Origin of the sequence: Rhodococcus sp. 05-2255-3B1, assembly GCF_002258545.1 — a bacterium.
Lineage (GTDB): Bacteria > Actinomycetota > Actinomycetes > Mycobacteriales > Mycobacteriaceae > Rhodococcoides.
In genome coordinates, this window is record NZ_NOZC01000034.1 from 1 (window position 1) to 20220 (window position 20220).

General features: G+C 62.7%; 19 protein-coding genes. 8 read left to right on the forward strand and 11 right to left on the reverse strand.

Going from position 1 to position 20220, the window contains the following annotated elements:
- Window positions 1-264: 264 nt before the first annotated feature.
- Together CH249_RS19240 and CH249_RS19245 are read left to right on the forward strand one after the other, a co-directional pair.
- On the forward strand, window positions 265-903 hold the full coding sequence (locus CH249_RS19240; RefSeq protein ID WP_068050852.1) for a hypothetical protein: 639 nt from the start codon (window positions 265-267) through the stop codon (window positions 901-903).
- The gene (locus tag CH249_RS19245) at window positions 896-2068 is read left to right on the forward strand and encodes an XRE family transcriptional regulator (protein ID WP_094648445.1); all 1173 of its coding nucleotides are present in this window, start codon (window positions 896-898) and stop codon (window positions 2066-2068) included. Before CH249_RS19240 ends, CH249_RS19245 begins: the two co-directional genes overlap by 8 nt.
- Before the next feature lie 157 nt (window positions 2069-2225).
- Here CH249_RS19245 and CH249_RS19250 read toward each other — a convergent pair whose 3' ends face one another.
- Window positions 2226-2774, reverse strand: coding sequence for a hypothetical protein (locus tag CH249_RS19250; RefSeq protein ID WP_068050850.1), 549 nt, complete (start codon window positions 2772-2774; stop codon window positions 2226-2228).
- Window positions 2775-2878: 104 nt separating this feature from the next.
- The gene (locus CH249_RS19255) at window positions 2879-3832 is read right to left on the reverse strand and encodes a hypothetical protein (RefSeq protein ID WP_094648444.1); all 954 of its coding nucleotides are present in this window, start codon (window positions 3830-3832) and stop codon (window positions 2879-2881) included.
- 487 nt (window positions 3833-4319) lie between these two features.
- Here CH249_RS19255 and CH249_RS19260 point away from each other — a divergent pair, with 487 nt between their 5' ends.
- Both CH249_RS19260 and CH249_RS19265 read left to right on the forward strand, forming a co-directional pair.
- On the forward strand, window positions 4320-4769 hold the full coding sequence (locus CH249_RS19260; RefSeq protein ID WP_094682998.1) for a hypothetical protein: 450 nt from the start codon (window positions 4320-4322) through the stop codon (window positions 4767-4769).
- Complete coding sequence (locus CH249_RS19265; protein WP_179273302.1) at window positions 4759-5643, forward strand: zeta toxin family protein; 885 nt, start codon at window positions 4759-4761, stop codon at window positions 5641-5643. The genes CH249_RS19260 and CH249_RS19265 overlap by 11 nt, the downstream gene beginning before the upstream one ends.
- Before the next feature lie 74 nt (window positions 5644-5717).
- Here CH249_RS19265 and CH249_RS19270 read toward each other — a convergent pair whose 3' ends face one another.
- A complete protein-coding gene (locus CH249_RS19270; RefSeq protein ID WP_094682997.1) occupies window positions 5718-6566 on the reverse strand; it encodes a DNA/RNA non-specific endonuclease in 849 nt (282 codons plus the stop codon).
- A gap of 93 nt (window positions 6567-6659) precedes the next feature.
- Between CH249_RS19270 and CH249_RS19275 the strand changes: the two genes are divergently transcribed.
- Both CH249_RS19275 and CH249_RS19280 read left to right on the forward strand, forming a co-directional pair.
- Complete coding sequence (locus tag CH249_RS19275; RefSeq protein ID WP_008720325.1) at window positions 6660-6866, forward strand: hypothetical protein; 207 nt, start codon at window positions 6660-6662, stop codon at window positions 6864-6866.
- Window positions 6867-7068: 202 nt separating this feature from the next.
- Entirely contained in the window at window positions 7069-8055 is a 987-nt protein-coding gene (locus CH249_RS19280) for a hypothetical protein (RefSeq protein WP_256988377.1), read from the forward strand.
- A 301-nt stretch (window positions 8056-8356) separates the two neighbouring features.
- Here CH249_RS19280 and CH249_RS19285 read toward each other — a convergent pair whose 3' ends face one another.
- The 8 genes from CH249_RS19285 to CH249_RS19320 form a co-directional block, all read right to left on the reverse strand.
- Entirely contained in the window at window positions 8357-8767 is a 411-nt protein-coding gene (locus CH249_RS19285; protein ID WP_094682995.1) for a carboxymuconolactone decarboxylase family protein, read from the reverse strand.
- 37 nt (window positions 8768-8804) lie between these two features.
- The gene (locus CH249_RS19290; protein WP_094682994.1) at window positions 8805-10184 is read right to left on the reverse strand and encodes a tripartite tricarboxylate transporter permease; all 1380 of its coding nucleotides are present in this window, start codon (window positions 10182-10184) and stop codon (window positions 8805-8807) included.
- Entirely contained in the window at window positions 10181-10693 is a 513-nt protein-coding gene (locus tag CH249_RS19295; RefSeq protein WP_094682993.1) for a hypothetical protein, read from the reverse strand. Before CH249_RS19295 ends, CH249_RS19290 begins: the two co-directional genes overlap by 4 nt.
- Window positions 10694-10742: 49 nt before the next feature.
- Window positions 10743-11705 (reverse strand): hydroxymethylglutaryl-CoA lyase, encoded by a 963-nt coding sequence (locus CH249_RS19300; protein WP_094682992.1) that lies wholly within the window; start codon window positions 11703-11705, stop codon window positions 10743-10745.
- Between the two features lie 2 nt (window positions 11706-11707).
- Window positions 11708-12982 (reverse strand): hydroxymethylglutaryl-CoA reductase, degradative, encoded by a 1275-nt coding sequence (locus tag CH249_RS19305; RefSeq protein WP_094683004.1) that lies wholly within the window; start codon window positions 12980-12982, stop codon window positions 11708-11710.
- A gap of 177 nt (window positions 12983-13159) precedes the next feature.
- Window positions 13160-15106 carry a GAF domain-containing protein gene (locus CH249_RS19310; RefSeq protein ID WP_256988378.1) on the reverse strand — a complete coding sequence of 649 codons (1947 nt, stop codon included), beginning with the start codon at window positions 15104-15106 and terminating at the stop codon, window positions 13160-13162.
- Between the two features lie 57 nt (window positions 15107-15163).
- Window positions 15164-16087 (reverse strand): SMP-30/gluconolactonase/LRE family protein, encoded by a 924-nt coding sequence (locus CH249_RS19315; protein ID WP_143544552.1) that lies wholly within the window; start codon window positions 16085-16087, stop codon window positions 15164-15166.
- A gap of 52 nt (window positions 16088-16139) precedes the next feature.
- A complete protein-coding gene (locus CH249_RS19320; RefSeq protein ID WP_094682990.1) occupies window positions 16140-17441 on the reverse strand; it encodes an MFS transporter in 1302 nt (433 codons plus the stop codon).
- A gap of 338 nt (window positions 17442-17779) precedes the next feature.
- Between CH249_RS19320 and CH249_RS19325 the strand changes: the two genes are divergently transcribed.
- Both CH249_RS19325 and CH249_RS19330 read left to right on the forward strand, forming a co-directional pair.
- Window positions 17780-18487, forward strand: coding sequence for a hypothetical protein (locus CH249_RS19325; RefSeq protein ID WP_179273301.1), 708 nt, complete (start codon window positions 17780-17782; stop codon window positions 18485-18487).
- Window positions 18488-18869: 382 nt separating this feature from the next.
- The gene (locus CH249_RS19330; RefSeq protein WP_094682989.1) at window positions 18870-20042 is read left to right on the forward strand and encodes an ATP-binding protein; all 1173 of its coding nucleotides are present in this window, start codon (window positions 18870-18872) and stop codon (window positions 20040-20042) included.
- The last annotated feature ends 178 nt before the right edge of the window (window positions 20043-20220 follow it).

The window sequence follows — 20220 nt, forward strand, 5'->3', positions numbered from 1 at the left end:
CTGGGCGAGCGGTGCCTAAACTGTTGTAACAGCCAAACCGGGGAGGAAGTGTCACCGTTTCCGAACACTGCAACTTTGAATATCGACACTCCGCCAGTCTTTGGATAGTTTCTGAAGCCAGAAGGTGCATATCGCGCGAAAAACTAAAGTTAGATGCTATCCTGAACGCCTACTCAGGAGGACTCGTTGGATACAAACCGTCGGTGGGCGCTAGAGACGTTCGGAAGGCATGGCGCACTAATTCGTAGTCGAATCCCTGCGCTCGTGAATGAGGAGCATGTCGCCTCGGTTGACGCACAAGAAGCATCCGGCCATAGGTCCACCGGGGTCTATGGCGAGTTCTGGAGGGGAATCCTGGAGAAGTTCGAGGAATTCGGCAACCTGCCCGGCGCAACAATGGTTCGGCCAGACGGAGCACCGTACAAGATCCCAGTCGTAAATGGCGTCGCCCTCTTCCCGTGGCGATACTCCCGAACCCTGGAACGCAGTATTGACTCAGTCCTTTTCGGCACCTCAGACACACGGTCGTCGATAGCGAAGATTCGGCCGCCAGCTTTGCAAGGGGAGCTCGACATCGAGGTTCCCGATCCGGAGTTGACCGACGAGGAGCGGGAGTTAGTCTCCAGCTTCGACAGCTACACCAAAGATCCTGTGGTGGAGACGGGTCGGCTTGTCTTGGTTGCGATTTGCAGCTCGACTCGCGGACTGTTCGACGTGCGTTGGGGCGAAGCGGAGCTCGGCGCCAGCGGCTTCGTGAGTTGGGTTGCCGAGCCGGAGAACCTTCTCAACCAGACTCCGACTCGACCAGTATCGACCACGCCGCGGCGGACCTTCACATCCGGACCGGTACCAAAGAAGTTCCCAACGGAACGACCAGGCGAGGCGTCCGGCACCGATGAATGACGATCGGCCACAGCTTGAGCTCTTCACATCGGCTGTCGATGATGGTCTCTCGTCGGTCGCGGTGGCGTTCGAGCCTGCCCGACTCACTCAGGCACGGGTCCTGGCCGAATTGACCAAATCTGAGCTGGCCGAACAAGTCGGTGTCTCGGCGGCCGCGATCGGTCAGTTTGAAGCCGGAATCACAAAACCACGTCCCGAGCATCTACCGATTTTGAGCAAGACTCTAGGCGTGCCGGTCCGGTACTTTGCAGCTGGTCGCCCCATAGGGCGTCTTGACGCTGCCGACGCGCATTTCAGAAGTCTCAGATCGACGCGATCCAAAGATCGCTCGAAAGCGGCCGCGCATGCTGAGCAAGTATGGGAACTGACTCACGCGCTGGAGAAGCAGGTCAGGTTCCCTGACGTCAATTTGCCTGTCTTGCCCAGTGGAGCGTCACCTACCGAAGCTGCTGATGTGCTTCGTAAATGGTGGGCAGTATCCGCCGGACCTGTACCCCACTTAGCGGGCACCATGGAAGCGAACGGCATTGTCGTATGCCTCATCTCAATGACCGACGATGCGCTCGGCCGGGTAAAGGCCTACTCGACTGACGCTCTAGGACGACCGATTGTTGTCCTTACCCCCGAACGCTTCCGCTCGGTGCAGGAGTACAGGTTCACATGTGCGCACGAGTTGGGGCACCTACTCATGCATCCCACCGCTCTCCCCGGCGATCGACAGCAAGAACGCGAAGCCGATCAGTTTGCAGCAGAGTTCTTGACGCCACAAGCGCAGATCGCACCGTTACTACCCAAAACCGTTCGGATCTCCACACTGGATGGACTAAGCCGGGAGTGGGGAGTCTCAATCGAATCGCTGATCTATCGAATGGGAGAGCTCCACCTAGTGACCGAGGCCGCCATACGCCGCGCGCATCAACGTTTGGCGGGCATGACCGGTTTGCGTAACGAAGAGCCTCTAGTTTCGTTCCCTGGCGAGGTGCCTACTCTCCTCCGAGATGCGTTGAAGATGGCCGAGAAAATCGGTTACAGCCGGGCGGATCTTGCCGACGAATTACGTTGGACCGAGCATCATCTCGCCAAACTGCTCGGCGAGATCGACACACGGCCCAGACTGTCTCTCGTCTCACGTTCAGAACTTTCGCCTGGTCAAGCGTCCACCTAACGATGATAGAACCTGCCTGTGCTGGCGAACCTCGCTCGGGAGGTCCAGCGTCGAGGAGTCTTTCGAAGATCGGGAACGCCCTGTCTCCGCATCACGCATTCGCGCGTAGGCCATCAGACGGCCCGCACAACCGGGCATGAGTCGCGGGCGAAGTCGGCTAGCCTGCGGCTCGTCGACGAGCGTTGAGTGCGACAGGATCAACCGATAGTGCCGGTTCCAGTGGTTCCTCGTCCGGGTCAACATCATCTTTCGCAAAGGCACTGATCATTGGCTCAAATATCGCCGTTAGACGCGTGAACCGCATCGTCGCGTAGACAATGGCAAACTCGAAGATCCACCGTGCCACTAGCGCGTTGTGACCTACCGGACTCTGACCGGGCGGAATAGCTTTCGTCGAGTCGAGCATGAGAGCGATGATCGCGAGCAAGGCAGCGCCCATACTGCCGACATAGATGCTGCGCCAACTTCGCGCGAGGTCCTTGCCGACGTCACGCTTGAGCGCTTTCGCACGCGGCCCCTTAGCTGAACCCAGCTGACTTACCGCGACTCCGCTCAGCGCCCCGGTCAACGAGACCACTACCGCGAACGCCGAGTAAACGCCACGGCGATCAGATGCTTCACTCCAGCTCAAGAGGTCGAAGCGCCCGGTGAGCCACACAACTAGAGCATGGATTCCCACGACAAACCCGGCTATGAACAGGTCCATCCATCGGTGATCAATCCAAAACTCGCGGATGGGTCTGACGACATGTTCTCGGAGAGACTGTCCTAGTTCCAAAGCATTCCTCCTTCGGAACCACACTGCTGACCTCAAGACTCGTTGTTGTTACCGTTCGCCGGCTCCACGCCGACCGCCTGCCGTAGCTCACTATCATGCTCGGCTGCGACGCCCATTATGGCGGTAACGGCCGACACTATTCTGATGGGATTGCCCTCATCATCTGTCGCCGCAATCTTGCGCTTCGCGGTGATCCGTTGTTTGAGGAAGTCCACCTTTTCCGAGTGGGTCTTCTCGTCAGCGTCAATGTGAATCAGCTGGGCTTTCGCCTTGCTGACCTCGCTCTCGCTCGCAGCGGCCGCAAGGTGTCCGGCCTCGTCACGCATGATCTGTCGGCCCTCATGGTTTTCCTTCGCCCGTGACGTCTGGATGATGAGGGTTACTGTTACCGGCCCGAACTCATCGTTGACGCGGGTAAGTACGCTCCCTAGTCGCGAGCCTCGGTTTGTAAGCGCCTGAGCCTTGGTGGTGCTCACCTTGGTCTCGATTCGAGATACCTCGGGCGACTTCTGAAGTTGCTCCCGGGCCGCGTCGGTAAGTACGGCCTCCGCGATGAGGTGCACACCGGTGAAAATCTTCAGTTCATCGAACCATTCAGCGACCGCACTCGGCGTCGGTGAGGCCGCCGAGCCTTGCACGAGACCGATCAGGTTCCCAAAGTCGAGAAACGACACCACAGATATCTCATAGAGCTTGTTTCCCTCTTCGGTCTCGAAATCTTCGAGAGAGGTAGCGCCGCTCTTGAGGAGCCCCAGCCACGCTGCGACGTCACGGACCTTCGCGAGCTTCAAATGAGCACGTTCACCGTGGTAGTAGACCTCGCCAATCAGCATGCGGTCGCCGACTTTGGTCGTTCGACCTTCGAGGTCAAGGCCATCGAGCTGGGTGAGTATGTCGTACCAATTCGCGTGCTCCATCGGCTTGTTGCCAGATGCGTCGTACTTCACAAGGCGATAGAACGCGATCGTTTTTTCATCGGTCGCCATCGCGGTGTTCCTCCTGGACGTTGCTGCAGCTCGGCAACGTCGTCTTGTGAAGTCTGTTTACGCGTCGACCTTAACCTTCGTGACTGGTTGACTGCTGGTAGCCACGCTGTTGTCTACATCCAAACTGGCTCGCTCGTGGCCCTTGCACCGGTCGAGCGTCCGCTTCTGTATCCCGATCGTCATTTGCTACTACATCAACGCCCTAATCGAAGATCCGCAAGCGCATCGAGATGAACACATCGCACGGAGTCGGCCGGGCGTCAACATGTCTTGACGGTGCGGTAACTGTCGTTCACGCCGGTTACGGGCTGTCGGTTGATTGAATGACTCCGACCGCCGGTGTGTATATCGTTCGAATGACTGGACCGTGCGAAGGCAGCCAAATTCTCACGCATCCGTTCGATTTCCCTGCATCGGTACGGGCTGCGGTGAGTAGCATCTATTGTAGTGATACAATTTGGTATAACTGCAGCTGAGGAGGTCTGAAATGTCATTGGCTCATGACATGGAACGAGATCTACGGGCGATACCGGCCGAGCGTGAACTACTGCAGCTCAAACTCCTGCGCGCAGTCGCCTATGCCACCGACAACGGCATCCCACAGCGCGTCATCGCCAGGAACCTGGCGGTCACCCAGCCCGAGGTGAGCCGCACTGTCAAGAAGCTGCGATTGAACCCCGCAGCACGCGAACGTAGCCCGCGCGAGGTGCTGCTCGAGCACGCCGCAAAGATCTTGGCCCACGATGCGATGTTGGCCGAACTTGCGGCGTGGCCGTACACGTTCGGGCACACAGCGGCTGACGATCCGGCGGGGGATAGCTATGTCCGGGGGACGTGGGATCAGATCGAACGCGCCGGCGATCTCCTCAGCGACGAGGACTACCGAACTCTCCTCGCGGCTACGGCCGACCGGCGTGCGCAGGCGAATGCACTCTGACCCTGCCACTGCGGCCGCGGCCGAGCTCGAATCCTGGTGCCGCCCCGGCGGAATACTCGACAAGAACGGGCCCAGAGCCTCGCTTCACTCGTTCGATCCAGTGTCGCGCCGCCGCACGCGCGACGGAGTTGTCGAAGCCTTCCTCGCCGAACACACCGACGTAGCCGTCGGGCGTCAGTTCCTCGCCCTCGCGACCGCCGGTCCGCCCGGGGTGGGCAAGTCGTCGAGTATCGACCGTCGCCGTCTCGCCGGACAGGGGTGGCGGGTCCTCGATGCCGACGTCATCAAGGACTACCTGCTGCGTGACGCGGTTGCGTACGGTGTCTACGACGACCTCCTGGACCGGACGCTGTCCGACGGGCATCCGGTCATGCCGCGTGAGCTCGCGACCCTGGTGCACTCCGAGTCGACGATGCTTCTCGACGCGATTACCGAGATCTGTACGGCGCGTGGGGAGAACATTGTTCTAGAGGGGACGTTCAGTTGGCCTGGTCTGGGTCCGCGTCTGCTGGCCGATCTCGCGTACGCGGATTATGAAAAGTTTACGATCCTCGATGTCGAGGCTCCCGCGGAGATCACGCGGGCTCGGGCGTTGACCCGGTGGTGGCGCGGGCGTCTCGATGCGATCAGCGGCGGCGATCCGTTCGGTGGCCGCTTCACCCCGGGCTTCGTCATCGATGCGCTCTACACCGACGACACTCAGGTGACGATCTGCGCCCGCAACGCCCGGGCTGCATTCGATCATGCACTCGCTGCCGAGATCCCGACGGTGGAGTTGCTCGTCGAGCACGTCGGCGGCGCGGACGAGGCGTGGGTGAAGGAGAACGGGGTCGTGGTGTACTCCCACGGTGCGGCCGAACACCCCGCTCCCTGACCCGCCGCCGTCCTGGCACCGGTGGTGTAGCCAGCTTCATCCGCCGACGTCTCGGGTGCGTACCGGTCCGCTTGTTAGAGAACGATGTCGGTGTAGGACGTCAGTTCGGTCCACCGCCCACGTTCGAGCCGAGCTGCAGGCTGCAGCGCGTACCGATCAGCGGCGACGAGTTGGTGCATCGACAGATCGGTTGCGGCTGCAATGTCCTCGATCGGTACCTGGAAGGTCCGGTACGGGCCGAGCGGGGGAGTAGCTGCGTCGGCGCGGGCGGGCCGCGTGAGGACGGGCCCCAGCGAAGGTGTCTGATCGAGGATGTACCCGGTCGCCGCCAGCACCGAATCCTGAGTCCAGGCAGCGATTTTGAAGAACCGCCGCGGGAGCGCCACGCCCCGGTACGCCGGGTCGTCGGCGGCGAAGATGCACCCGGAGAACACGGACAATCGCTGCCCGTACTGGCGGGCATGCTCGAGCACGTAGTCCTCCAGGCCGAGCCACAACGTCTTGGACTGGTTCAAGGTGGCGGTCTGCGGCGCACACACCGTGTAATGAAAGGTGTCGGCATTGGCCTGCTCGGCGACCGTCGCGGTGCCCCAGACGGGGTCGCGGCGGCGCACCAGATGCCCGCGGTCGAGATCGTTGCTGGCATACAACTCCGGGCCGGCCTGCTGCACGGCCGGGAGCCGGGGACCGAGTCGCCAGTCGTCACCACGCTCGACGTCACGCAGCCCGGATCCGTCGATGTTCACCGCCGTGGATGCTGCGAGACGGCGGTCGGGGTCGATCGCGACCGTGAAGTGCGTGTACGGCAGCACGACCAGACCAGAACGCGTCGGTGGGTCGAGGTCGATGGTGGACAGGAACGTGGTGTCGTAGCCGGCGGGTGAGGTCACCTCGTCAGTGAACCGGTCGATCGTGACGAGCACGTGAACACACCCTGTTCTCAGGGTCGGTTCCGTACCCTCGGATGGCGGCGCTCGAAACCGAGCGCCTGCACACGAGATCCAGGAGGCATATCCATGGCTGGAATCGCTGACAAGCTCGACAAGGCATACGAAGACAAGCCGCTCACCGAACTCGTCGACGCACCCGTCGAGGCACTGCAGGGTGTCAGCCCCGGTGACGCCGAGCATCTGAAGGCCGCGTTCAACATCAAGACCATCGGCGACCTCGGACGCAACAAGTACTTCCTGTGGGCGCAGTCGATCGCCAAGCTCGCCGAGTAGTTCCTGCTCGCACCGTCGACGAGCCACAGGACCGCATGGGTCCTGTGGCTCTCGTCGTCGATCAGCACGATGACTGTTGCACGGCCACCACGTTTCACTGTGGACGACTAGTAGCACCTGCCCGCGCCGGCCATGGGGATCGTCGACGAACACCCGCGTCGCCGACCCTGCGTTGTCGGCTCCGACCGGTAGCGTCCCACCAGTGGCGTCGAGGCAGGGGAGTGCGGTGAAGAGCTACCGCTACCAGTGGGCGCTGTTCGCCGACTGGTGCGCCGCCGCCGACACCTCGCCGCTACCCGCCTCGCCGATCATGTTGGCGCAGTTCCTCGACGAGAACCCCGCCGGCGACACCGTGCAGCTACGGCGGGTGTCCGCGATCAACCGCGCGCACCTCGACGCCGGCCACCCCGCCCCAGGGCAGGCGACGTCCATGCGGCTCGCATTGGACTCTGCGCGCGCCGACCGAACCATCCGACGGGCAGCGCAGTACCACGCCATTGCCTGCGAATTGCCGACCGAAGGGTCGACGGCAGCATTGTTCGGGCGCCGCGACGCCGTACTCCTTCTGCTGGCCGGAGCAGGCCTGTCGTACAACGCTATTGCAGAACTCGACCGCGGCGACATCAGCGTCGACGGTGGCAGCATCTGGATCGGCGGCCGCCACCGCATCCGCATCGACCCCCACGAGGCCACCGGCTTTCAGCCGGTCGAAGTGTGGGAACGGTGGAACACGGTCCTGCAGTTCTCCGACCGCTACCCCTCGACGGTGTTGCTCGCAGAGCACCTGCAGCGCAACACGTTTCCCGATCTGACGGGTTTTCCGCACCGCGGCGGTCCGGTCGCAGTCCCGATCGACCGATGGGGCCACCTACCGCTACCTGCTGCCCAGATGACCGCCGCCGAGATCGGATCGGTGATCGCCGCGCACCGCACCGGGCTCTCACCGCTGCACACCCCACGGCGGCGCATCAGCAGACCACACGCGGACGAACAGGTCGACATCGTTCGCCCCGAGCCCACACCAGCTGAACTCGATTCCGGGTACTACCGCGCGGGTGTCGACGCGCGGCGGCGAGCCCACACCGCCCTGGCGGATGTCCCGGGCATGGTCGACGACGTCGAGGATCGCATCGAAGCACTGCTGCAGCGCACCCTCGCTCTGTTGGGCGACGAGACCGCTCCCTCTTGATTCGCGGTATCACCGACGCCCACAGGGAGCGTCAGGAGATCTTGACGGTTCAACGTGACATAGAACCGGTTTATCGGTGCCCGGCTTCACCGGACGCGCGCGCAGGTCTGCAGGCATTCGCCGACCGTTCCACCCCGCAGTTCCCGAGTCGCCGACTCTGATCAGCGCGCGTGTGACAAATGGCCTCCGGTCACCCTGCGGTGACCGGAGGCCATTTGTCTGTGTCCAACCGCGCGGACGTGCGATTCGAGGACCACCGAAGCTGACGGCGTCTCGGTGTTGGTTCGCTCAGAACGGGAAATTAGGGTGCCAATGGCCCGAGTTCCTCGTCGAGGACTTTTTGCACAACGCGCATCGCTGCAAGTGCCGCGGGTGCGCCGCAGTAGCCGGCGGTGTGGATGACCGTCTCTGAGATTTCCTGACGGGTCAGTCCGTTGCGGAGTCCGCCGCGGACGTGGCCGGCGAGTTCGTCGTGAGACCGTAGCGCGATCAGCATGCCGATATTGAGCAGGCTTCTACTGCGGTGATCGAGACCGGGTCGGGTCCACACTCCTCCCCAGACGGTGTCGGTGACGAATGCTTGCAGTGCAGCGGAATCGGTGCCAGCTGTGTTCGCGAACGCTCGCTCGACGTACTCCTCGCCCATCACCTGCCGCCGGACTTCGAGACCGTCGATGAACCGCGTTCCTGTGCCCGGATTCTCGCTTGTCATGGTTGTGTACTCCCTGGACGTCTGGACGGGGCGAGTGTCAGAGGGCGATGATCGCCGGGACGGTGAGCACTGCAACGTAGTACCCCATGAACAGCACACCTGCGTGAATCTTGAAGGCGCGTGAGAGCAGCCCGCCGACCAACCCGACTGTGAGTGTCACTGCGAGGCCAAGGATTCCGCCCTCCCATACGCTGATCACCACGACGAGTCCCGCGAAGGTCGCGATGATGGCTTCGTGGCTGACGAACCGAACGACCAGAGATGCGGCGCGATGCGCGAAGTTCATGGCGAAGGGGTAAGCGATGATTCCGGCGATTGCGACTGCGGCGAGCCCGTAGAGCAGGAACTCCCAGTTGGTCAGTGCGGTGGAGAGGTTGTCGATGTTGCCGTTGCCGTCGTCGGTGGTGAAGACCGGGGGAGCGTTGAACAGTGGAGCGGCGGGTCCGGCGGCGACAGGGCTCAGTGGCAGCCCGAAAGCGATCAGTGGGATCAGTGCTTCGGCGATGTAGGTCGACTCCGTTGTTCCATTCCGGGACGAGATCACCGAGGTGAGCCGGTGGTAGCCGTGCTTGACCCGAGAACCGACGACCTCACCCATCAGCACCGTCATGGCAACGGGGCTAAAGACGAATGTGGCGCTCGACGCGGTGGCCGTGGCCGCGACGTATCCGGTTTGTCTGCGGTCGAGCATCCGGAACGGACTGGGAAAGTAGCCTTTCCAGCCCTTGACATCGGGTGCGAGCCAGACGGTGGCAGGGGTTTTTCTCGCCATCTCTTTACGCCCTGGTCCGCCGAGGACGAGGAATAGGTCAGCGATCAACGGGCCGATCGCAATACCGAGGAAGTAGCTGATGTTCAGTGAGATGTCGTAGTTCGCGGTCAATGCTTTGAGTCCGAGAATCAGTACGACGAACGGGAGGAGGGCCACGACACCGGCCCATCGTCCGGGTGAGGAGTAGGCGATGCCGATCGCGGCAACCAAGAAGAGCCAGGGTGCGACCGACTGCACCGCGTCGGCGAACGGTGCCAACAACGTGGCGAACAGGACAGCGACGGGCACGGCGATGAAGGCAGCGATCAGACCACCGGAGATTGCTTTCCGGAGCGCGATGTGCGGAACTCCCAGCGCACGAAGTAAGCGTGCTTCGCGCATGAGGGGCACGGCCATCGTGTCGCCGGGGATGCCGAGAAGTGTGGTGGGGACTGCGTGCGTCATGTGTTTGGCGACGGCGCCGGCGAGGAAGAAGGTGAACACGGCCGCCGGGGGTGCGCCGAGGAGGATGACCAACAAGGTCAGTGGTGCGATGGTGGCGGTTTCGTCGGTTCCCGAGACGAGGCCGATGAGAGAGAAGAGTATTGCTCCGATCACGCCGAGGGCGATGGCGATCAGCACGTCGTTGGTGAAGATGGAGCTCATCGGATTCCTGCTTCCTTGGTCGCGGGCGCAGGTTCACCTTCAGCGGCGACGAACCGGTCGTAGAGGTCCAGCTCCTTGAGTTCTTTGACGGTCGCCGCGGGGAGATCCGCAACGGTCCCCAGGCCTTGGCGTTCGTCTTTCAGAATTTGAATGACATCTCCCACGGCGTCTCCTTCTGAGGCGTCGGTGGCGATGATGCGCTTAGGTCGGAACAGTTTTCCGCAGATGACACCCGAGACAATGCAGAATGCGATACCCACCAGTAGCGCATAGGCCTCGGCGAGGGACTCGTTGTCGACGAACGAGGTGAACACTTCGGTCGCGATGAGCAATGCGGCGACACTCAGGACGCTGCCCACGAGAACCGATATCGCCAGATGGCGACCTACGACGGTGTCTCCCCACACTTCCAGGTACTGCGGGGGGCTGTCATCGTCGTTGACGTCCGGTGGTGGTGACTCACCGGCTGCTGTAGCCGATATCGGAAGGTCGTGCCGGTTGGTGGGCATGGCTGTACTCCAGAGGTCTTTCGGGTTCGGAACGAGAAGGGGTGGGCTGTCAGGATCGGGCTGCGGCGAGCGCAGTCACTACTCGCGAAGCGGTGGGATGTCCGATCTGCTTGGCCATCCAAATCGATGTGTCGGTCAAGGCGTCGAGGTCGATACCGGTCGTGATACCCAGGCCGTGCAACATCCAGAGCAGGTCCTCGGTGGCCAGGTTGCCGGTCGCGCCCTTGGCGTAGGGGCAGCGCCCCAGACCGCCTGCGGAGCTGTCGAATTCGGTGATGCCGGCCTGTAAGGAGGCGTACACGTTCGTCAGGGCTTGCCCGTAGGTGTCGTGGAAGTGCATTGCCAGTGCCGACACATCAATTCCGGTGGCCAGGACGGTGGCCAGGACGTCGTGCACGTGGCCTGGGGTTGCGACGCCGATGGTGTCGCCGAGCGACAGCGTGCTTACGCCCATCTGGACCAGACGTTCGGCCACTGCGGCGACCTGGGAAGAGGAGACCTGGCCTTCCCATGGGTCTCCGAACACCATAGAGATGTATCCGCGGACGGGTAGTCCCGCGGCGAGGGCACCGCGGACGACCGGTTCGGCCGCGTCGAGTGCACCGTCGATGGTGGTGTTGAGGTTCTTCGATGCAAAGGTCTCGGTTGCGCTGACGAAGACCGCGATCTCGCGGGCGCCGACGGCAAGCGCTCGGTCGAGTCCGCGCTGATTCGGTGCAAGAACGACCTGGCGTATGTGGTCGGGCAGCGCGACATCTGCCATGAGTTGCTCGGCGTCGGCGAGCTGGGGGATCCATTTCGGGGATACGAAGCTCGTCAATTCGACGGTGGAGACTCCGGCTGCGACGAGCCGTCGGCAGAACTCGACCTTGATGTCGGTGGGAACGAGTTTCGATTCCGCTTGTAACCCGTCGCGCGGTCCGACTTCGTAGAGGCGGACCGCGGGTGGGAGACCGGCTGCGGCGACCGCGAAGGGTGCTGGCGCCCAAAGATTGTCAGTGTTGGAGGTCATGCTCAGTTGCCGCTTCGGATCTCGGCGAGCACCTTCTCGGCGTGTTCGACACGAATGGTCCGGTCGTCGATCAGCCGCTTGACGACGAGGTCGAGTTCGCCGCTGGTGGCGCCGGCGGTCGCAGCGACCGTGCGGGCGTGCAAGCTCATGTGTCCGCGCTGGATGCCTTCGGCGGCCAGCGCGCGGCAGGCGCCGAGGTTCTGAGCGAGACCGACGGCGGCGATGATCTGGGCGAGCTCGGTAGCGGTGGTCACGCCGAGGATCTTCACCGCAGTCTGTGCAACAGGGTGGACCTTGGTGGCGCCGCCGACCAAGCCGACTGCCATGGGTACTTCCAAAGCGCCGGAAAGGTGTCCGTCTGCCGTTTTCTCGAAATGTGAGAGCGCGGTGTAGCGCCCGTCTGGACCGACTGCATGCGAGTGGCAGCCGGCTTCGACTGCGCGCGTGTCGTTTCCGGTGGCGAGTACGGCGGCGGTGATGCCGTTCATGATGCCCTTGTTGTGGGTGGCGGCGCGGTATGGATCGGCCTCGGCGAACGCGGAAGCGTGCACGATGTTGTCGACGACCTCGTCGCCGCCGAGTAGATCCTTGTCGAATACAGCACGTACGCGCACGATGCGATGGTCGGCCTTGTTGGTGAGAATGCGCAGCAGTGAACGCCCTCCGGCGATCTCGGCGAGGCGAGGGGCTATGGCTTCGGCCATAGTGTTGACCGCGTTGGCACCCATGGCATCCCTGACGTCGACGACGAGGTGCACGATGACGTGTGTTCCGGTGCGCGTCGGAAGTACGCGGACGGTGAGATCGAGTGCGCCGCCGCCGAACTTGACCAGGGTCGGATCCTGCGCGTTGGCGAGGTCGATGATCTCGCTACGGGCCTCGAGGATCCGAAACCGGGCTGCTTCCGGGTCAGGGGCCTCTAGAAGCTGAATCTGGGCTTGCATGACCGAACCGGTGTCGGAGGTGAAGAATCCTCCGTTGCCTCGGGCCATACGTGCGGCATTGCTCGCTGCAGCGACGACAGACGGTTCTTCGGTTGCCATGGGCACGAGATAGTCACGGCCGTTGACGGTGAAGTTGGTGGCGATACCGACGGGGATACCCATGACGCCGATGACGTTCTCGATCATATGGTCGGCGTGCTCGACGTCGAGGCCGTTGCCGGGCTCGAGTACCTCGAACGCAGCCGGTTCCAGGCCCGTGCGTTCGGCGATCACGGCCCTGCGATCCTGGACTGTGGAGTCCTTGAGTCCGGGGATTCGGCTGTTGTCGGTCACTATTTCCTCCGCGTAGTGCTGACCGCCCGCGTGAGATGCAGGACGGCGATGTCGTGTGCTACCGATCACGCTACGCAGATGATGTAACCCACGACATGTATCGAGGTCACGTCATTGACGTTCATTTATGTGCTTGTCGCACATTCTGCGCGATTCGCCCCTAACTCAGCCACCTGCTTACTCGTCGTAGTTGCGCGACGTGCGCCGCGAGATAGATCGGAGTTCGTCGAGACGTACTGCGGTCGAGATCCGAAACAGGTGCTCGTCTTGTCTCCAGTCCTCACCGAGCAGTGCTTTGAGCCGATCGAGTCGCTGCAGGATGGTGTTGGTGTGGTAGCTCAGTGCCCGTGCAGCCTTGGTGGGGCTTGCTTCGTTGCGCACGAAGGCGCGCAACGTGGCGATGAGGTCGGTGCGATGTGACCGGTCGTATTCGATCACGGCTCCGATGGTGTCGTCGATGAAATTGTGGAGCGCCTCGGGGTTGGATCCGAACATGGCCATGTAGGGGGCGTAGGACTGTGTGGTGACGGCAGCGTCGACGACGCCGAGGGCATCGAGCAGGGTCGCTGTGCGTTGTCCTGTTTCGAACCGCACCGAGAAGTCGTCGATCGTCCGGACTGCAGGTGTTGCTATGACCAGAATCGGAGCGGGAAGGGATGCTTCGAGGTGAGTCTTGAGCTCACGGGCTGAACGTACGGGCTCAGCGCTGGCGATGACGGCGGTGATAACGCCCAGATGTTCGCCGACGAGACCGGAACCGTCGAAGTAGCCGGCAGTGGACTTCTCGGCGGCTGCGCGCTGATCGGGAGAGACCACGATGATCAGGACCGTGTTGAGTTGCGCCAGGACGACCTGATGGCTTCGTGCGCGGCGGCCGAGGTCGCGGCGGCGTTCCGGTGCAGGGTCGAACAGGTCTCCGAGCAGCTCCCCGCGAACTCTCCGATCGGCGTCGGCAACTGCGTTCTGCTGTAGGACCAACAGCGCAGCAACCTGCGCGGCGCGCTCTATGGTGCGGTCGTCGACCGGTCCCAACTCCAGCTCTCCGGTACTCAGCAGGACGGCGCCGAAGAACAATTCCCCAGCCGTGATGGCGGCTACCACTTCGATGGTCGACGGTGACGAGCTCATGACGTGGCAACAGTGCCCGGTAGATCGGCTGGAGGAAATCGCCGACTGCACTGCAGGGGACAGGTGCATGGTCTCGATTCCGATGGGCGTCGCCGAGGACGATGCGACCGGGAAGGTGTTCGCGTCGATGATGGTCACGGTCCGGGCGAGTGCGGTGGACAATGTCTCGGCGACTTGCGGGAATCCGCCTCCGAGAAGAACGGCGTGGACGAGTTCTTGGTGGACGATGTTCGACCGGTCCCTGACCTCGAGATACGCGGTCAGGTCCTCGAGCGCGCGCAGTGCCTCGTCCTCGGACCTGCGTAGCTGCGTCAAGGTGTTCGCAGTCTGCAGAATGACCGATGCATGATCCGCGAGCGCAGACAGGAGCGCTGTTTCCTCCGGCGAGAACTCGTGCTCCTGTCGGGTCGCGGCGAAGAGAACCCCCAGCACCCGACCCTCCGACAACATCGGTACTCCCAAGATGGAGATGATCCCCTCCGCGGACACAGCGTCGTCGATGTTGTGTTCGTGTCTGCCTTCGATGTACTCGCTGTAGATCGGAACCCACTGCGCAGCCCGTGAATCGGCGATTCGGCTGGCAAGCCCCATGCCTGCAGGGACGCGCAGGTTCTGGAACTCCGGGGTCACCGATCCGACAGTCTTGCGTACGTGCAAATCTCGGGTGGTCGTGTCGAATTCGGACAGATAGGTGACGTCGGTGCCCATCATGTCGTGGGCTCGGTTGACCAGACGCGCGAGGAGCTCGTCGATGTCGCGGACTTCGGCGAGCTCGCGGGCGCTCGAGAACAAGGCGGCAAGTTCGTGTTCTCGTCGTCGCAGTCGCGTTATCTCGTCACGGTTCCGCCGGACTCGGTCCATGATGTCGAGCTGTTGGGCTCCGGTGACCCCGAGGTCTGCGAGCCCATCCCGCACGCCGATGTCGTTCACACCGAGGCTCGCCGAAGCGGCCCCGAGTACCTCACCGATGATCCGCGCCGCGTCCTCAGTTCTCACGCTCTACAGACTGCCCTCCGACGAATTCGAACAGGTATCCAACCCGATACTTGCGGGTCAGTGGGCCCCACCGACCTGGACATCTGCGATCTCGAGTGCTCCTGTTCGCTTGGTTCCGGCGATATTGGGGTTGGAACTGGCAGCGGTGCAGCACAGTAATGTTCGCCTTTCTTCGCCGATCAATCCGACGGCGAAGCACGGCTGCGCTGTGGTGACGATGTCGGTGACGGTCTCGGTGCTGACATCAATCCGGACGACGCGTGAGTTCACGGGGTCGGACACCCAAATCCCGTCGGAGGTATCGATGCAGATGCCGTCCGGCAGGATGGGTCCGTCGACCCCGAGAGTCGACATGTCCACCAGGGTGCGCTGATTAGCGAGGATTCCATCGGCGGTAATGGTGAACGCGGTCAGGCACGCACCCACAGTTTCGGCGATCACCAGGGTTCCATCACTCAGCTGCACAGTGCCGTTCGGGAAACGCAGTCCTGTAGCGGCGAGGTGGACACTCCCGTCGGGATCGACTCTGGCTAGGTCGGCGGTGGGTGGATCGGCGTTCGGGCCGAAGAGCGGGTCCGCGTCGGGATCGGCGGCCAGTTCGGAGTAGAAGTCGAACCCGAACGAGCCGACCCACGCACGCCCGTCCGAGTCGACGAGCATGTCGTTCGCTGCCCCGCGGGCAATAGAGGACAGGTCGGCGTATACGCGGGTCCGTCCGTCCGGCTCGACGGCCAGGAGCAGAGTGTCTCGCATGGAGACGACGAGCATGGTGCCGTCTGGGAGCCATCCCATACCCGAAGGTTGCCCTGGGACGTCGGCTGCGACCGTGCTCGTCCACGTCGACGCATCAACTCGCAAGAGTTGATGGGCGTAGAAGTCGGAAATGTACAGGTGTCCGTCTGGTCCGATGGACGGCGATTCGGCGAAGTGCAGTCCCGTGAGGACCGTTGTCGTCGAACTGTGCGTAGTTGTCGCGCTCATGTCGTTCACGTCCCGTTCGTTGATTGTGCGTCGTACTCGATCATGCCTGTCTTCATTGAGCGATCGCTTCCAGGCTTGCTCCCGGCGCAACTCTGCGCATACCCATTGCGCACGCAGCTGCAACCAGAGGGCAGATCACCAGCCAGATAAGAAGGGTTGCTGTGTAACCGATTCCGGCGAACAGTCTCGGCCCGGCCAGCGCGGCGGCAACGAACCCGACCCATTCCATTCCGGCGACGAGATTGGCCCCTGTCGCCCTTACACGGGTCGGGAAGACCTCGGCTGCGAATCCTGCTGCGGCGGTGATGTGACCGATGGTGAAGAAGTAGACGCCCGAGTAGAAGATGGTCAGCAGCACGACATTGGTGCCCTGGAAGGCCAACAGTCCGCCGGCCACCGCGCCGAGGGTCAGCCACAGCGCTGCAGCTTCGCGGCGACCGATCCGGTCACCGACGTAGGCGCAGAGGTAGTAGCCGACGGCCGCCAGACCTGTTGCAATGGCAGACGAGATGTAGGTGTGTTCGAGTGATACTCCGAAGTGGCTGTACACCGATGGCAAGTAGCTGAGTATCCCGGCAACACCGAAGGCGTACACGAGGTGCCAGATCGCCGCGAGGATGGCCGAGCGGCGTAGATCGGGCGCCATCAACTGTACGAAACGGTTACGGCGTTGCTCGGGTGCAGCTTTCTCCGCTGCGGCCTCGGCGCGGAAACGTTCGGTCTCGTCGACGCCGCGTCGCGCCCACAGCATCAAGAAGACTGGTACTACACCGACGATGAAGAGCAGGCGCCAACCGAAGTGAGGGACAATCAGGAAGGACAAGAGCGAGCCCGCGAAAAAACCGAGGGGATAACCGATTTGGGCCAATCCGATCAATCGTCCACGCGCTTTGGCTGGCGCTTCTTCGGCGACCATGACCTGGCCTGCCATCCACTCTGTGGTGGCACCTGCCTGAGTGATACCGCGGGCGAACAGGAGAATGAGGAATCCGCCTGCGCCTGCGGTGATCAAGCTGCCGGCCGCTGCGGCGAACATGCAGAGCTGGAAGATCGGCTTGCGTCCGAAGCGGTCCATGAACGGCCCCGACAGTACGGTCGAGATGGCGCCGACGGCGTAGATTATGGCGTACAGATTTCCGATGTCGTTGTCCGACAGTCCTAGATCCGCTTGGATCAAGGGGTAGTTCAGATTGAACAGACTGCCGTCCATGTTGACCAACAGCCAACCGCCCAGCGATAGCAAGGTCACCTGCCACGCGCGGCGATTCACCCCACGGATCAGGAATCCGGGTTTGCTGGCGGGAGGGACACTCTCGGTCGAGTGTGCGGTGGTGATAACTGGATCCTTAGCCATCTCGAAGGCCTTCTTCTGATCTACGGCGTCCCACTGGTTGCCCTATGTAGCGCGACTGCCGTGTCGCGCTCACCCACTGTGGGTGTGACGCAGATCAGAGTATTGACCACATGAGACTGACAACACATCCGAACAGCACACTGTTTGCCCTCAAAAATGTGTCGTAACCCCAGTATTTTACTGAATATTTACAATTGTCCAGGTCAGCCTTTGGAGAAAGCTGCTGGATGCGGTACGCGCACGATCAGCGCGTCGCCTGTCCGCCGCCGCCGCACAGTGCGGCCGCACCGATACCGCCGCCGCGGCGTTGGAGTTCCCGGCATGCCGAGCTTTACCAAGTGATCGCGGCAGGGCTGCCGACCTCCGGATCGACGGCTGCACTGTTCGGCCGCCGCGACTCCGTCCTTCTCGTTCTCGCTGGAGTGGGCCTGTCCCACAGGGCAATTGCAGGACTCGACCGCACCGACATCAGCGCCGACGGCGACAGTGCGTGGATCGGGGGCGGCCACCGAATCCTTGTCGCCCCCAACGACGCCACCGGTTTCGAGCCGGTCACGATATGGGGCCGGTGGCACACGGTTCTGCAGTTCTCCGAGCGCTATCCCTCGACAACATTGTTGGCAGAACATGTGCAGCGCAACACGTTTCCCGATATGACCGGGTGGCCGGACCGTCGCGGTCCGGTCGCGGTGCCGATCGACCGATGGGGTCACCTGCCCTTGCCGGTCACGGCGATGACCGCCGCCGAGGTCGGGGCAGTGATCGCGGGACACCGGACCGGCGTTTCTCCACTGCACACCCCACGTCGCCCCATCGTCAGACCGTCCGACGGTGCAGATCAGAGCGACCCGATCGCCCCTCCGAAGCCGATATCCGCGGAGCTCGACTCCGAGTACTACCGCTCGGGCGTCGAGGCCCGCCGCCGTGCCCACACGACGCTCGCCGATGTATCGGACATAGTCGACGACGTCGAGGACCGCATCGAGCAACTCCTCGAACGCACCCTGCAACTCCTGGCCTCATCCGACAGCGGTAATAGCACCTGACACGTTGAGCTCGAGACCCAGCGCACCGAGCCCCGCCGTCGTACACCTCATCGAACACAACGATCCGACATCCCCCGTCGTCGCAACGGGGGCTCAACACCTCAACGCAGAACGGCGACAAATGACGTGTGACATACAGGCTCACCCCCGACACCCCGCACACTGTCAACATTTCTGGCTCTTGACGACGCGGTAGCCACTTCCCACTCGTCAGCCCACATCCACACCGCAATAGCGGCGCAGTACTCCGATGGCCCCGGGGCGGGCAGCTTGGCGACCCAGTGCGCCCGGGTCTACGCCGAGTCGCTTCGCCTATCAGATTGTATCCGAAAATATAAGACTGGATCCGATACAACTAGATACAATCCGATAGTCTATGTGCATGGAGTACGGACTGAACCCCTTCACACCCGGGTCTGGCACCCGACCACCCGAGCTCGTCGGACGCACCGCCGAACTCGAACGTTTCGACTTGTTGATCGCGCGGGCGAAACGGCGACGCTACGACCGTGGGTTGATGCTGCAGGGCCTCCGGGGGGTAGGGAAGACCACGCTCCTGGCGACCATGGCGGATCAAGCTCGCCGCCACGATTGGGTGGTGGTCGAGGTCGAAGCTCAGACCAGTGTGGAAGGTGCCGAGGCCCTGCGGAGGCGTATCGCCAAAGATATTTCTCGCGCTGTACGCCGTCGTCAGTTCGCCGGCCCGGTGGCGGACAAGATCCGGCAGTTGACCGAAGAGTTCTCGATGTCCGCCACCGCGTTCGGTGTCGGAGTCGAGCTCGCTCGCTCCGCCGGTGCCGAGAAACCAAGCCTGGGGGTCGAATTCGAGGACCTCGTCGAAGATCTTACCGAGGAACTCCGCAAGGACGGCACCGCGCTGGGGCTGTTCATCGACGAGATGCAGGAACTCGAGCCGGCGCTCTTGCAGGTGATCCTGGCTACCCAGCACCGTGCGGCTCAGCGTGAGTGGCCGTTCTTCGTGTGCGGTGCCGGCCTGCCGAACCTTGCGCAAGCCTTGGCCGACGCACGGTCCTACGCCGAGCGCCAGTTCGACTACAGGACCATCGGTCCGCTCGCCGACGATCAGGCCCGCGATGCGATCGTCACACCCATCGCCCGGCTGAACCAGGACATCGACGCCGAGGCAGCAGATTACGTCGTCGCGGCGAGCGATGGATACCCGTACTTCCTTCAGGTGTTCGGTCACGAGCTCTGGCAGGCAGCCCAGCAGTCCCCGTTCACCCTCGCCGATGCCGAGGACGCCGTGGACACCGGCCACGCCTCGCTCGATTCCGGCTTCTACAGCTCACGGTGGCTACGGGCCACCGACGCCGAGAAACGCTATCTGGTGGCGATCGCACGCAGCGGAACCGATACTCCGCGGACGGCAGCCCTCGCCGAGGCCCTCGGGTCGAATCCGCAATCGATGGCACCGCACCGTGACTCCTGTATACGCAAAGGACTCATCTGGTCGCCGGCCCGCGGCCTGGTTGCGTTCACCGTCCCCGGGATGGCGGACTTCATCCGCCGCCAACCCAACGCACCGATTATCTGACCTCGACACCCAAGGACGTCGACTGGGCTGACATCGAGCACGTCGATCGCTCACGCCGCCCTGCATCCACACAGCGCCAGTGCACCAAGAGTCCAGTTCGGTCCGGCGTTGCAGCCTCCAGCCGCGCTGGAGGAGGGCCAGAGCGAGTAAAGCGAACAAGGCCGGTGCTCGGTGTCAC

What these genes read in the sequence shown, in the direction of transcription:
- CH249_RS19275 (WP_008720325.1), top strand. Translation starts at nt 6,660, where the DNA reads ATGGCTGGAATCGCTGACAAGCTCGACAAGGCATACGAAGACAAGCCG.
- CH249_RS19285 (WP_094682995.1), bottom strand. Translation starts at nt 8,767, where the DNA reads ATGACAAGCGAGAATCCGGGCACAGGAACGCGGTTCATCGACGGTCTC.
- CH249_RS19250 (WP_068050850.1), bottom strand. Translation starts at nt 2,774, where the DNA reads ATGGACCTGTTCATAGCCGGGTTTGTCGTGGGAATCCATGCTCTAGTT.
- CH249_RS19260 (WP_094682998.1), top strand. Translation starts at nt 4,320, where the DNA reads ATGTCATTGGCTCATGACATGGAACGAGATCTACGGGCGATACCGGCC.
- CH249_RS19300 (WP_094682992.1), bottom strand. Translation starts at nt 11,705, where the DNA reads ATGACCTCCAACACTGACAATCTTTGGGCGCCAGCACCCTTCGCGGTC.
- CH249_RS19255 (WP_094648444.1), bottom strand. Translation starts at nt 3,832, where the DNA reads ATGGCGACCGATGAAAAAACGATCGCGTTCTATCGCCTTGTGAAGTAC.
- CH249_RS19295 (WP_094682993.1), bottom strand. Translation starts at nt 10,693, where the DNA reads ATGCCCACCAACCGGCACGACCTTCCGATATCGGCTACAGCAGCCGGT.
- CH249_RS19245 (WP_094648445.1), top strand. Translation starts at nt 896, where the DNA reads ATGAATGACGATCGGCCACAGCTTGAGCTCTTCACATCGGCTGTCGAT.
- CH249_RS19315 (WP_143544552.1), bottom strand. Translation starts at nt 16,087, where the DNA reads ATGAGCGCGACAACTACGCACAGTTCGACGACAACGGTCCTCACGGGA.
- CH249_RS19330 (WP_094682989.1), top strand. Translation starts at nt 18,870, where the DNA reads ATGGAGTACGGACTGAACCCCTTCACACCCGGGTCTGGCACCCGACCA.
- CH249_RS19290 (WP_094682994.1), bottom strand. Translation starts at nt 10,184, where the DNA reads ATGAGCTCCATCTTCACCAACGACGTGCTGATCGCCATCGCCCTCGGC.
- CH249_RS19320 (WP_094682990.1), bottom strand. Translation starts at nt 17,441, where the DNA reads ATGGCTAAGGATCCAGTTATCACCACCGCACACTCGACCGAGAGTGTC.
- CH249_RS19265 (WP_179273302.1), top strand. Translation starts at nt 4,759, where the DNA reads ATGCACTCTGACCCTGCCACTGCGGCCGCGGCCGAGCTCGAATCCTGG.